This window comes from Erwinia phyllosphaerae (assembly GCF_019132875.1).
GTDB lineage: Bacteria > Pseudomonadota > Gammaproteobacteria > Enterobacterales > Enterobacteriaceae > Erwinia > Erwinia phyllosphaerae.
The window spans coordinates 315,164-328,096 of sequence record NZ_JAHSPF010000003.1 but is presented as its reverse complement, the minus strand read 5'-3'; the positions used below and the strand labels follow the sequence as shown (position 1 = coordinate 328,096).

Sequence of the window (12,933 nt, the reverse complement as noted above, 5' to 3'; positions counted from 1 at the left end):
ATCCCGGCTTACCTGTGAACCATTCCGGCTTACCTGTGAACCATTCCGGCTTACATGTGAACCATTCCGGCTTACATGTGAACCATCCCGGCTTACACATGCACCTTTCCGGCTTACACATGCATCTTTCCGGTTACACGTACACCTTCCCGGTTACACATGCATCTTTCCGGTTACACGTGCACCTTCCCGGTTACGCATGCAAATTAATTTTCGGGCCAGCTACGTTGTCAGGGCGCTATCAGGTTGAACTGGTTGGCGTCAGGATTTTGCAGCGTGACCGGCGGCGTCAGCTTAAGCGTAATCCAGTTGGAGGTAACGCGCTGCTGGCGACTGTCTTCAACAGTGACGGACAGGTGATATTCATTGCTGGCATCCGGCGAACTGTCCCAGGCAGGAATAATAATGCTCCAGCCGTTGGGGTTGACGTTGTCCGCAGGCGGCGTCAGGCTCAGCGCCTGGGTATCGCCCTGCCAGCTTATTCCCTTCAGCGGATTGGCCTGACGGATTTGCAGCTTCAGCGGCAGCGTTTCGCCCGGCTGTACCTGCCACGGCGGCGTCGCCAGGAACACCGACAGCGTTTTGCGCTGGCGGAACTCCATTACCGGCAGATTACTGCGCGTGACCGCATCATAACGGCTACCGCTGAGCGAGCGGGCCGCGGCGACGTTATCGGCCGACAGCTGCTTGCTCAACGCGACGCCAATCTGATAGTTCATTTTTAACGCCAGCTGATCCTGCGTGTCGCCGCTGTCGGCGGTTTTATGCGAGGCGGTCAGGGTAAAAAGCGGCACCGGCGTGTAGCTGACGCCAAGCTCAATGGCGGATGGGTTACTGCTGAGCGTGCCGTTGTTAAACAGATCGACATTATTTCCCAGATAGCGCTCGTAGCTTACGGAAACGCCCAGCTGCTGATAAAAGGGTAAGTAGCCCTGGGTAGTAATGTCGTAGCCGCGCGCCATCCGCGTCTCCTGCGTAGCCGAATTTTGCCGCCAGCCGGACAAAGGCTGATAGTAGTTAGCCGACAGGCGCAAAAAGTGGCTCCACGCCTCCGCGCCAAGCGAGCCGCGCTGCTGATTTTCGGCAAACAGATCGTCAACAAAGGCGTTATAGCCCAGCCGCCAGCTGCCGGTCAGCCAGCGCTGGCCAAGACCGGCACTGCCAACGATACCGTCGTCGCTTTGCTGTACGCCCAGCTGGCTAAAGGTCAGGTACTGGTATTTATCCTGCCACGGCGTAATCAGCTGTGCGGAAGACCCCGTGAAGTTGCCATTGCTGTCCACCGCCAGCGCAATGTTAGCCTTGCCGTAAGGCGACAGCAGCGACTGGCCTTCATCCTCGACCCGCTTTGCCGCTTCATCGCGAAAATGATTAAACGCCCAGGAACCCGCCTCGCTGCCTAACGAACGGTCGTCGGTGCTGTTCATACTGGCTTCGCCGATGCTTTTCATCGCGTTGGCGATGCGTTTTTCCAGCGCCGTATCGGAACCGGTGCTGCTGCTGCCAAGGTCGGGGAGCCGATCGCTAAAGCGAGCGGGATCGGCAAAAGGCGCGTCGGCGACGCGCGTTTCGGTAGTTAATGCCAGCACGGTAAAAGAAACGGTCAGCAGCGTTACCGGCAATAAAATGTTTCTGGCAGAAAAAGAGCAAGCGGTCATTTTTTTCATAACGTTATAAGCGGTCTGGCAGGCCTGTTCTGAGCATTAAACTGCGATGAAGATCACAAAATCAACCCAAGGCTAGCTTAACATTTTTGTTTTGCCAGTGGCACCCGCCTGCGCCATAACGATAAGTCACTGGCAGAGCGTACATTTATCGACCAGACTTGGCGCAACCCGTTAAAACAGGAATCCGCTAATGAAAAAAACGCTATTGTGTGCCGCGCTGTTATGCAGCGCTACGGCGGCGTGTGCCGCGCCGGTTTTTACGCTGACCTCTCCCGACTTTAACGACAACGATGTGATGGCGACAAAATTTGCCGGCTCGGACAAAGGCAACGCCAGCTGTACCGGCGAAAACGTCTCGCCCGCGCTGAGCTGGAGCAATCCGCCGCAGGGCACCAAAAGTTTTGCGCTGGTGGTGGTCGATCCGGTTGGCGCGAAGGGGCTGGGTGTCGATCATCTGGTGGCGTACAACATTCCCTTTCAGCGCACCACGTTTGCCCAGGGCGAGCTGACCCGCGGCAAAGGCTATACGGGCGGCAAAAATTCGCCGGGAACGCTGCGCTATCACGGCCCTTGCCCGCCGGTTGGCAGCGGCCAGCATCACTATAACTTTACGCTGATCGCCACCGATTTACCGGCCAACGGGCTGGAACAAGGCTTAACGCGCGAGGCGTTATTTACCCGCCTGAAAGGCCATACGCTGGGTGCCGCAGGTTTGATTGGCCGCTTCGGCAACGAGTAAGGCTCAGGACATAATCAGGCCGCCGTCAACGTTAATGGTTTGTCCGGTGATATAATGCGCATCATCGGACGCCAGAAAAGCCACCAGCCCGGCCACGTCCTGCGGCTTTCCGGCGCGCTTTAGCGGAATGCCCTGCACCCACTCGGCCATCAGTTCACCTTTGCCATATTGCTTCTCGCCGCTGAGGATTTCACCCCAGACGCGATCGTTATAGTCCCACATTTCGCTTTCGATAATGCCGGGACAAAAGGCGTTAACGGTAATGTTCCACGGAGCCAGCTCGTGCGCCAGGCTTTGCGTAATACCAATCACGCCCATTTTGCTGGCCGCGTAGTGCGGCGTATAGATAAAGCCCTGCCGTCCCTGGCCGGACGAGGTATTGATCAGGCTGCCGGAGCGCTGCTTAACCATATATTTTGCCGCCTCACGGCAGCAGAGCCAGACGCCTGTGGTATTGACCGCCAGCACCTTTTCAAAATCCGCTTTTGGCATCTTGTCGAAGTGTTCGATGGTGATAATCCCCGCGTTCTGCACCGATACGTCGATGGTGCCAAAACGTTCGGCGGCCTGCTGGTAGAGGTCGATAACCTGCTGTTCATCGGTAACGTCTGCCTGTAGCGCCAGGATCTCAGAACCTGAGCTTTTCAGGCGTTCTGCCGTGGCAAACACCCTTTCGGAGTTTGATACCATCACCAGCCGCGCGCCTTCTTGTGCAAAACGTTCTGCTATCCCCGCTCCGATCCCACGGCAGGCTCCGGTGATCACCACGGTTTTATCCTGAAAATTGTGCTTCATAGTGTGCTCCCTGAACTGAGGTTGTTTGCGGCCAGAGCGTGCGCTGTACCGCGCCGCGCCAGCCTTGCCAGCTTTGTTGCAGAACGGCATGACGGGCTTCGTCGGGCAGCCAGCGGTCGTGTGTCGGCAGTAACGGCAGCAGCTGGTCGTCACTCAGCTGCGCCAGCGCTTTGCGCGCCAGCAGTCCGGCACCCAGTGCGGAAAGTTCCGCCGTGCTGCTGCGGGCCACCGGGCAACCCAGCAGATCGGCCTGGAACTGCATCAGCCAGCCATTTTGCGTTGGGCCGCCATCCACCATTAACGTATTAAGATGAAAATCCTGATGCTGGCGCATCGCGGCTATCACGTCGGCAATCTGATAGGCGATGGCCTCCAGCGCGGCGCGGATCAGATGCGCAGGCGTCACGCCACGGCTTAAGCCGCAAATCAGGCCCCTCGCCTGTTCGTCCCACCAGGGCGCGCCGGTTCCCGTCAGCGCCGGAACAAAATAAACGCCGAGCGTAGAGTCAATGCTCGCAGGCAGGTCGTTCAGCGCGCGGCTTAACACTTCGCCTTTGCCGTCAACCAGACCAGTAGCCTGTGCCATCCAGGCTACGCCGTCACCGGTATGCGGAATGTTGCCCTCAAGTGCGTAAACCCGCCGCTCGCCGTCGTGCCACGCTATGGTGGTTGCCAGCTGCGTGATGCTCGTATCCGGCGTGGGCAGCGGTGCCATCACCGACGAGCCGGTGCCGTAGGTCGCCTTCACGCTGCCCGGCGCGCCCAGACCATGCCCATAAAGCGCAGCGTGCGAATCGCCTATCATTGCCAGCACGGGCAAACCATCGGCAATGCCGCTCAGGCCGTGCGTGATGCCAAACAGGCCGCTGGAGGGATGAATGGTCGGTAACGCCGCCCGCGGAATGCCGAACAGCGTCAGCATCTGCTTGTCCCAGTCGCCGGTTTGCAGGTTGAGTAACTGAGTACGAGCGGCGTTGGAGGTATCGCAGCGAAACTGCATGCCGCCGGTAAAGTGCCACAGCAGCCAGGCGTCGATAGTGCCCAGACAGAGATCGCCACTGGCGGCCCGTCTGTGGCCGTCGGGCAGGCTGTCCAGCAGCCAGCGCATTTTCGACGCTGAAAACAGCGGTGAAACCGGCAAACCGGTAACTTCGCGGATGAGCGCTTCCTGGCGGTCGTGACGCAGCTGCTCGCAAAACGCTGCCGAGCGCGAACATTGCCAGGTCAGCGCGGCGGCAAGCGGTTTACCGGTCTGGCGTTCCCAGCCCATCACCGTTTCCCGCTGGTTACTGATAGCCAGTGCGGCCACGGATTTGTCGCCCACCGCCTGGATCGCTTCGCGCACTACCGTCAGCGACGTCTCCAGCAGCAGCATGCCGTCCTGCTCTACCCAGCCCGACTGCGGCGTATTGACCGACAGCGGGCGCGAAGCCTTGTAAACTATCTGTCCGCGCGCGTCGATCGCCACCGCCTTGACGTTGCTGGTGCCTTCGTCGAGCGCAATAATCAGTTCTCTAGCCATGGCTCACCTCAGAAAGCGTCGGCGTCTGCTTTTTTTCGTGACGGCGCATCAGCACCACCTTGCTTTGCAAACGCTGCTGGAACTGGTCAATCACTACCGCACTGACAATCACCAGGCCTTTGATCACCATCTGCCAGAAATCGCTGACGCCCATCATCACCATGCCGTCGGCCAGAAAGACAATGACAAACGCGCCGATAATCGAACCGGAAACGTGACCACGGCCGCCGGACAGCGCGGTGCCGCCCAGCACCGTTGCGCCGATGGCGTCCATTTCAAACATATTCCCGGTCATCGGATGGGCAGTTTGCAGCTGGGACGCCACCACCAGGCCAACCAGCGCCGCGCACAGTCCGGAAAAGGCGTAAACAAAGATTTTGACCTTGATGATCGGCACACCGGCCAGCCGCGCGGCCGCCTCGTTGCCACCGCTGGCGTAGATATAACGGCCCAGCGGCGTCTTGCGCGTGATATACAGCCCGGCCAGCAAAAAACCCACCATCAGCCAGATAGGCAGATAGACGCCCAGAAAGGTGCCGGAGCCGAGCAGTGAGAAGCCGGTATTGCCCAGCTGCGGCAGGCCGGTCAGGTTGGCATAGGTGCTGCCGTCGTTGAACAGCAGCGCCGCGCCGCGCGCAACATACATCATGCCCAGCGTGCAGATAAAAGGCACCACGCCCAGGCGAGTGATCACCGTTCCGTTGATTAACCCAATAACGACGCCCGCCAGCGCTACGACAAGAAGCACTTCCGGCACGTTTAGAAAGAGTCTGGCTCCCTCCCAGAGCGGCAGGCCGTTGGTTAACAAAGCGCCCGCGATCATGCCGCAGATCCCGGCCACCGCACCCACGGAAAGATCGATCCCGCCCGTCAGCACCACCAGCGTCATGCCGATGGCGAGAAGCCCGGTGATCGCAACGTGTTGGGTCATGATCAACAGGTTCGACGGCGTGAAAAAGTTAGGCACCATAATGCTAAAAAAACCCACCACCAGCAGCAGCGCAATAAAAGTGCGCGCCTTTAACAGATACATGTAAAGCAGGTATTTATGGTTCATTTTGTTATCCTCAACGTCCCTTACGGGCTGGCCTGCGTTCAACTAATCCTGGGGAGTGGAGGCGGCGATAAGCTTTTCACGCGTCGCCTCCGCACGCGATAAGTCAGCGGTGATCTTGCCGTCCGCCATCACCAGAATGCGGTCAGCCAGGGCCATCACCTCGTCCAGCTCGGAAGACGAGAACATCACCGCCAGCCCTTGCTGCGCCAGCGAACCGACCAGATGGTAAACATCGCTTTTCGCCCCCACGTCGATGCCGCGCGTGGGCTCATCCAGCAACACCACGTTTGGCCCGGTCATCAGCGCCTTGCCCAGCACGACTTTCTGCTGATTGCCGCCGCTCAGGGAGATCACGGGCAGTTCCGCATCGCTGACCTTGATGGCCAGCCGTTGGATCATGCCGCTAACGCGCTCCGCTTCTTCAGCCGGTTTAAGCCAGCTCAGCGCCCGGCGAAAGCCACGCAGGCTGAGATCGCTGAGCGTCATATTGGTTTTGATCGACATGGTTTCGACCACCCCTTCGCCTTTGCGATCTTCCGGCACCAGCGCGATGCCTTTTTTCAGCCGCTGCTGAAAGTTGCGCTTGTCCAGGCATTCGCCGTTTAGCGTGACGCTGCCGCTCTGGCAAGGCATCAGCCCGATAAGCCCTTTAAATAACTCGGTGCGTCCGGCGCCCAGCAGGCCGTAAATTCCGATGACCTCACCCTTGCGCAGCGAAAAAGAGACGTTATTCAGCTTGTAACCGCCGTTTTGCGCCAGCGCGGTCAGCCCACTGACTTCCAGTACCGTTTCGCCCGGCTCCGCCGCGCGGTAGTCAAACTGTTTCTTTTTGTCGCCCACCATCTGCGCAATAATCCAGGGCACGCTGGCATCCTGTACGTCGCGCTCGCTGATAAAGCGTCCGTCGCGGAAAATGGTAATGTGGTCTCCAATTTCCATCAGCTCCTCCAGGCGATGCGAAATATAGATCAGGGTTACGCCACGCCGCTTCAGCGCGGCGATAACGTTAAACAGCACTTTGACTTCCGACTGGCTGAGCGCAGAGGTTGGCTCATCCATGATCAGAACGCGCGTATCTTTGGAGAGCGCGCGGGCAATCTCGACCAGCTGCTGGTGGCCAATGCCCAGCTCGCCCAGCGGCGTCCGGGGATCGATATCCAGCCCCAGCCGCTCCAGCAGCGTTTTCGCCAGCTGGTACTGATACTTTTCGTTAATGCGGCCGCGCTGGAAAAACTCGTTGCCGATAAAGATGTTGTCCATCACGTTCATATTGGGAAACAGGTTCAGCTCCTGAAAAATAATGCTGATACCCTGCTTTTCTGCCTGGCGGGTCGACCCCAGCGTTACCGGCTCGCCGTCCAGCAAAATCTGCCCTGACGACGGCGTCTCTACCCCCGCCAGCATTTTCATCATGGTGGATTTGCCCGCGCCGTTTTCGCCTATCAGCACGTTGACCTTGTTGCGCCAGACGCGATAGTTAACCTGATCCAGCGCGGTGACGCCGGGATAGAGGCGAGAAAGATGACGGGTTTCGATAATCACTTCCGGCAGCGGCCCGGCGTGCGCTTCAGGGTATGCCATACTGCGCTCCTTATTGACGGACAACGCGGGCTGGGGTAACAGCCGGGACGTTTTGCGGGATATCCCAGCTGCTGAAAACGCCGACGACATCCACGGCGTCACCGGGTTTGGGCTTGAGTTTTTGTATCTCGTCAGCGGCCAGCTGATTGATAGCGCGGCCGTAGTCGCCAAACAGCACCTGATCGTTGAAGTCCTGATAGCTGGCCCCTTTATAACCGTCGCGCAGCGCCGTACCGCGCAGGATTGGCCCGGTCTGCACCACCACGCTTTGCCCGCTGCGGTCTTTTACGGTCATTTTGCCGCTGCGCGAGGTGGTATCAACCGACTGCACCGTGCCGGTTATCCTGACCGCAAAGACGCAGGGGTTTTCCTGCTGGCTGCGATAGCCATATTGCTGGCAGGCGCTGTCAAAGTCTTTTGCCGCGGCCAGGCTGGCCAGCAGCTCATTTACCGCTCTGGCGTCATGCTGTATCTGCGGCACGATTTTTTGCTGCCAGCTGGCAGCCACGTTCGCCAGCTGAGGGTTGGGCGGATTTTTTAAATCGGCCAGCTCCTGCTGCGACACGATCCGGCAGCCGGCCAGGGCAAGCGCCGCCCCTGCCAGCCAGATTCGCCTGGACATAGGTTTCTCCTTTCGGCCCGCCTTAGCGGTCAGGGTTGATAGCTAAAATCCTGCACTTTTGCCGCGTTGTCCGGGGTTATCAGCATGCCGCGGAACATTACCCGCTGTTTTGCTGGCCGGGTGCCGTGCTGGATAAAGTTATCAAGATCGCTGACGCCCTCGGCCGCGATAGCCTGCGCCTGTAGCATCACGGTCGCTTTCAGCGTGCCGGCTTTCACCGCGTCGCGCTCGTCGTTGCTGCCGTCAATGCCCACCACCACCACGTCGTTACGGTTTGCCGCCTTAAGGGCTGCGATAGCGCCCAGCGCGACCGGGCCGTTGCCGCAGATCACGCCCTTAACGTCCGGATGCGCCTGCAGGATGCTGTCCATAATGCGCTTGCCGTCGATCAGGGTGCCTTTAGCATCCTGCTTCGCCACGCTTTGCATATCGGGGTACTGGTCAATCACCTGATGGAAAGATTTGGAACGGGTAACGCAGTTGTTGTCGGCGAGATTACAGGTCAGCTCCGCGTACTTGCCTTTTTCGCCCATTTTTTCCACAAAGACGTTAGCGACGTCCGATCCCGCCTGAAAGTTATTGTGGGTTATCTGTCGCAGCGCGACGTTATCTACCGGAATTTCCCGGTTGATCAGCACCACCGGGATCCCGGCGTCTTTGGCTTTCTGCACGGCGGCGACGCTGGCGGTTGAGTCGGCGTTGTCCAGGATAATCCCCTGCACTTTTTTACCGATAGCGGCGTCGATCAGCTCGTTCTGCTTTTTCACATCTTCGCCGTGCGACAGCACCGACGTTTTATAGCCCAGCGCCTGCGCCTTGCTGTTGGCCCCTTTCGCCTCAGAGGCGTAATAAGGGTTATCCAGCGAGTTGACCAGAATCATAATGGTGCCTTTTTCCGCCGCGTTGACAGCCTGGGTGCATAAAACGCCAGCGGTAGCTAACAGAAGTAATCGCATGTTCATAGGTGCGTTGCCTTATCATTATTTGTAGGGTACGGGTACGTGCAAAGAGTGTTACCAGATAGTGAAACCGCCATCGATCATCAGATCGGCCCCGGTGATCATGTCGCTGCCGTTACCGGCAAAGAACAGCACTGCCGCCGCGATCTCATCGGTATAGGCAAAGCGCCCGAGCGGGATCAGTTTTTTCATCGCTTCGCCCTTCTCGCCGCGCCAGGCTTTTTCACCCATTGGCGTCAGCACCACGGTCGGCGAGAGCGTATTAACGTTGATTTTGTGCGGTGCAAACTCCTTAGCCATCACTTTGGTCATGCCGAGCAGACCCGCCTTGGCCGAGGTGTAGGCCACGTGGTTGTCGATAGCGACAGAAGCGGCCTGCGAGGCGATGTTGATAATTTTTCCGCCCTTGCCCGCCTCGATCATCAGTTTTGCCGCCGCCTGCGAGCAAAGGAACGGGCCGGTAAGGTTGACCGCCAGCTGTTTCTGCCATTCGTCGAAGTCCGTTTCCAGCACCGGTTGCAGCATCACGTAGCCTGCGCAGTTCACCAGGATATCGATCTGGCCGTAATGGCTAATGACTTCGGCAAAGGCGTTATTTACGGATTGCGGATCGGTTACGTCGCACTCGATAAAATGCACGCTATCGGCGGCAAACTGGCCCGCCACGTCGTTAACCTTGCTCTGTTCAAAGGCGGGATAGAGCAGCGCCAGCCTTGCGCCTTTCTCCAGCAGCATCTGGTTGCTGGCCATCGCAATCCCGCCCAGGCCACCAGTGACCACCGCCACCTTATTACTTAAATCACCTTTGCTATCTACGCCGTAGCGCAGGTTGACATCATATTCACTGCTCATCCTTGCCTCCTCAGGCAGCAACGGTCTGTTGTAATGCCGCAAGCAACCCTTGCGCATCGATATTGAACTGGCGGCGCAGCGCGGCTCTGGAGCTGCTGTGGGTAAAGGCGTAAGCGGGAATGCCCAGCGGAACAAAGCGCTGGTGCAGCGCATGCTTGTGCATCAGCTCGCCGATAATGCTGGCCAGCCCGCCGCTTAGCGTGTGTTCTTCCATGGTGATGACCTGACGGTGGCTGGCGATCAGCTTGACCACCGCCGCCTCGTCCAGCGGCCACAGTGACGGCAGCGACACCACCGTCATCCCTTTTTCTTCGGTTGCCAGCGCCTCGTGGGCCAGCGTGCCCAGGCAGAACACCACCGTCTCTTCGCCCTGCTGTAACACCTCCGGCTTGCCGGGGACAAAGCGCCAGCTTTCATCGTGCAGCAGCGGTAGCTTGTCGCTGTCCATCCGGATATAAACCGGGCCAGGATGATAGATAGCGTGACGGGTCACGGCGCTGGCCTGCACGGCATCGGCCGGGGCAAAAACCTGTAGATTGCCAAAGGTACGGGCAATGGCGATATCATTGGTGCAGTGGTGCGTTGCACCAAGCGGACCATAGGCAAACCCGGCGTTCAGACCCAGCATTTTGACGTTGGTGTCGGTGTAGCAGACATCGTTTTTTACCTGCTCGTTGGCGCGGGCAAACAGAAAAGGCGCGGCGTTGGCGGTAAAGACCGTGCTGCCGCTGAGCGACACGCCCGCTGCCATGCCCACCATGTTCTGTTCGGCAATGCCGACGTTGATCACGCGCTGTGGAAACGCTTTTTCAAACGGCGCGATTTTTGATGTAGAGGTGGAGTCAGCCACCATCACGCTAAGATTTGCGCCTTTCTGCTGCTCTGCAAGCAGCGTGGCGATAACGGCGTCGCGTAAGTCTTGCATTACTGTTCCTCCAGTTCCGCCAGCCCCTGAGCCAGCTGTTGATCGTCAGGCACGGCATGGTGCCAGGCCGGGACGTTAGCCATAAAGGAGATGCCGTGGCCTTTTTCGGTATTGGCCAGGATCACCCGAGGCTTGCCGCTGCCGGGCTGGTTGACCGCACCGGCTATTGCCTGCGGATCGTGGCCGTCACACTCCAGCACCTCAAAACCAAAGGCCCGCCACTTATCCGCCAGCGGCTCCAGCGGCATAATGTCTTCCGTTTTGCCCGCCAGCTGCAGGCGGTTACGGTCAACAATGGCAATCAGATTATCGAGTTTGAACTTGCTGGCGGACATGGCCGCCTCCCAGTTGGATCCCTCCGCCAGCTCGCCGTCGCCCAGCAGCACAAAGACGCGCCGATGCGCCAGCCCGGCAAGGCGGTTGCCCAGCGCCAGCCCTACCGCAATCGGCAGGCCGTGTCCCAGACCGCCCGAGTTAATCTCCACCAGCTCCGGTAGCTTCTGCCGGATGGGATGCCCGGCCAGCAGCGTGTCGTCGCCCATAAACTGCGTTAACACCTCCGGCTGGATCATGCCCATCGCCGCCGCGCAGCAGTAAAGTCCGCCCGCGCCGTGACCCTTGGAGAGAATAAAACGATCCCGATCCGGCCTGGCCGCCCCGCAGTCCATGACGCCCATAAACAGCGTGCAGATGATGTCTACCTCGGAAAGATCGGCACCCGTATGGCCCTTGCCAGCCCGATGATTCATTTGCAGAACATAACGCCGGGCCTGGCGCGCTGTCTGTTTGATTGCCTGAAAATCCATCATTACCTCAGCTCCGGGTCGCGTGACAGGTCCGCTTTTGGCTAACGGCCTGCGACATTGGTTTTCGAATAAAAATATATACTATCGATAAGAAGCATAATGTGGCGCAGTTCAAACTTCAAACAAAAGCGATCTTTTAAATGGGAAAGAACGATCTTAATAAAAAGTAAATAAAATCAGCATATTATTAAAAAAGCGGCGTCAGGAAGCGGATCGTCGCCTTAAAAAAAGATTGTCATATACGCCCTTTTGACTTTTATTCGAAAATCAGTGCGCCATAGCGAAATTCGCATTCGGCTGCAACCAGGGTTACTATTTGCGGTAAACAGAGCGCTGAAACGGGCTGAAACGCAGAAAAAAACGAAGGGAGAGTAGCGGTTGAAAAGCAAAAGTGAGCAGCTGGCGGATATGCAACAGCGACGTGAAAAAATTCTGGAAATGATCCGTGAAGATGGCACCGTGACGGTTAAAAAGCTGACCGAAGCCTTTGATTTGACGGAAGCTACTATTCGCACCGACTTACGCGTGCTGCAAAAGGAAGGATTTGTACAGCGTTATCATGGCGGCGCAACACTGATGACCGGCAAGCAAAATACCGGCGCGCTACAGCTGGAGAGACAAACGCATCTGGAGCAGAAGGCCGCGATTGGCCGGCTGGCGGCTACGCATATCGAAAATGGGGATACCGTAATTTTCGATTCCGGCACCACAACCACCGCTATCGCTGAGTATCTGGGACATATTCGCAGGCTGTCGGTGGTCACTACGGCGGTGAATATCGCGCTAAAGCTGGGTGGCGAGCCGGGTATTAATATCCTGCTGACCGGCGGCACCTTTAAGTTTCCGACGCTCTCCACTTCCGGCGAAAAGGCCGCCAGCTTTTTTGAAAACGTGCTGGCGCAGAAGCTCTTTCTGGCGACGGCCTGTATTTCACCCAGGCTGGGGCTGAGCTTTCCCAGCGAAACCGATATCAAAGTTAAAACGGCGATGATCAAATCGGCCAGCACCGTCTACGTGGTGGCCGACTCCAGCAAAATCGACAAGGTGTCGATGTTCGCTCTGCCCTGTGACTGGAGCAATATCCACTATTTGATTACCGACAGCGGCATCTCTGCGCAGGCCGTCGCCGCGTTCGAAGCGCTGGGCGTCAATGTATTAGTTGCGTCGTAAAGCGCAACGACCTCGCTCCCGGTCGGGTAGCTCTTTGCCAAACAGGCTGCCTTGCGAGCAGATCCCGATATTGCTGGCTCCGCGCTCGCGCTGTAGTTCATGGATCAGCTGGCTCAGGGCCGCCGTCATTTCGCCAGTTCGTGCAGATTGTTCCGCTAAACTGTTAAGGGAATGTAAGGCCGCCTGCGGGCGCGTCGCGTTAATAACATGTTGCGAGGACTATCGCAATTGTTCCCAT

At 58.0% G+C, this 12,933-nt stretch carries 13 protein-coding genes; 2 read left to right on the top strand and 11 right to left on the bottom strand.

The window, feature by feature from the left end; all coding sequences use genetic code 11:
- Positions 1 to 230: 230 nt before the first annotated feature.
- Positions 231 to 1,667, bottom strand: a complete 1,437-nt coding sequence (locus KUE00_RS07490; RefSeq protein ID WP_246759085.1) for a YchO/YchP family invasin — start codon at positions 1,665 to 1,667, stop codon at positions 231 to 233.
- Positions 1,668 to 1,857: 190 nt separating this feature from the next.
- Between KUE00_RS07490 and KUE00_RS07485 the strand changes: the two genes are divergently transcribed.
- Positions 1,858 to 2,406: a YbhB/YbcL family Raf kinase inhibitor-like protein gene (locus KUE00_RS07485; RefSeq protein ID WP_246759083.1), complete on the top strand. Its 549-nt coding sequence runs from the start codon at positions 1,858 to 1,860 to the stop codon at positions 2,404 to 2,406.
- A 3-nt stretch (positions 2,407 to 2,409) separates the two neighbouring features.
- Here KUE00_RS07485 and KUE00_RS07480 read toward each other — a convergent pair whose 3' ends face one another.
- The 9 genes from KUE00_RS07480 to KUE00_RS07440 are packed head-to-tail and all read right to left on the bottom strand — an operon-like array spanning position 2,410 to position 11,525.
- Positions 2,410 to 3,201 (bottom strand): glucose 1-dehydrogenase, encoded by a 792-nt coding sequence (locus tag KUE00_RS07480; RefSeq protein WP_246759082.1) that lies wholly within the window; start codon positions 3,199 to 3,201, stop codon positions 2,410 to 2,412.
- On the bottom strand, positions 3,179 to 4,723 hold the full coding sequence (locus tag KUE00_RS07475; RefSeq protein WP_246759080.1) for an FGGY family carbohydrate kinase: 1,545 nt from the start codon (positions 4,721 to 4,723) through the stop codon (positions 3,179 to 3,181). The genes KUE00_RS07480 and KUE00_RS07475 overlap by 23 nt, the downstream gene beginning before the upstream one ends.
- On the bottom strand, positions 4,716 to 5,780 hold the full coding sequence (locus KUE00_RS07470) for an ABC transporter permease (RefSeq protein ID WP_246759079.1): 1,065 nt from the start codon (positions 5,778 to 5,780) through the stop codon (positions 4,716 to 4,718). The genes KUE00_RS07475 and KUE00_RS07470 overlap by 8 nt, the downstream gene beginning before the upstream one ends.
- Before the next feature lie 42 nt (positions 5,781 to 5,822).
- On the bottom strand, positions 5,823 to 7,361 hold the full coding sequence (locus tag KUE00_RS07465; RefSeq protein ID WP_246759078.1) for a sugar ABC transporter ATP-binding protein: 1,539 nt from the start codon (positions 7,359 to 7,361) through the stop codon (positions 5,823 to 5,825).
- A gap of 10 nt (positions 7,362 to 7,371) precedes the next feature.
- On the bottom strand, positions 7,372 to 7,983 hold the full coding sequence (locus KUE00_RS07460) for a DUF2291 family protein (protein WP_246759077.1): 612 nt from the start codon (positions 7,981 to 7,983) through the stop codon (positions 7,372 to 7,374).
- A gap of 29 nt (positions 7,984 to 8,012) precedes the next feature.
- Positions 8,013 to 8,945, bottom strand: coding sequence for a D-ribose ABC transporter substrate-binding protein (locus tag KUE00_RS07455; protein WP_425523567.1), 933 nt, complete (start codon positions 8,943 to 8,945; stop codon positions 8,013 to 8,015).
- Between the two features lie 51 nt (positions 8,946 to 8,996).
- A complete protein-coding gene (locus KUE00_RS07450) occupies positions 8,997 to 9,794 on the bottom strand; it encodes a GolD/DthD family dehydrogenase (protein WP_246759076.1) in 798 nt (265 codons plus the stop codon).
- A 10-nt stretch (positions 9,795 to 9,804) separates the two neighbouring features.
- A complete protein-coding gene (locus tag KUE00_RS07445) occupies positions 9,805 to 10,719 on the bottom strand; it encodes a transketolase family protein (protein ID WP_246759075.1) in 915 nt (304 codons plus the stop codon).
- Positions 10,719 to 11,525, bottom strand: a complete 807-nt coding sequence (locus KUE00_RS07440; RefSeq protein WP_246759300.1) for a transketolase — start codon at positions 11,523 to 11,525, stop codon at positions 10,719 to 10,721. The genes KUE00_RS07445 and KUE00_RS07440 overlap by 1 nt, the downstream gene beginning before the upstream one ends.
- A gap of 378 nt (positions 11,526 to 11,903) precedes the next feature.
- Between KUE00_RS07440 and KUE00_RS07435 the strand changes: the two genes are divergently transcribed.
- Positions 11,904 to 12,695 carry a DeoR/GlpR family DNA-binding transcription regulator gene (locus KUE00_RS07435; protein WP_246759073.1) on the top strand — a complete coding sequence of 264 codons (792 nt, stop codon included), beginning with the start codon at positions 11,904 to 11,906 and terminating at the stop codon, positions 12,693 to 12,695.
- Here the strand turns inward: KUE00_RS07435 and KUE00_RS07430 are convergent.
- Entirely contained in the window at positions 12,681 to 12,824 is a 144-nt protein-coding gene (locus KUE00_RS07430) for a hypothetical protein (RefSeq protein WP_246759072.1), read from the bottom strand. The genes KUE00_RS07435 and KUE00_RS07430 overlap by 15 nt on opposite strands.
- Between the last annotated feature and the right edge of the window lie 109 nt (positions 12,825 to 12,933).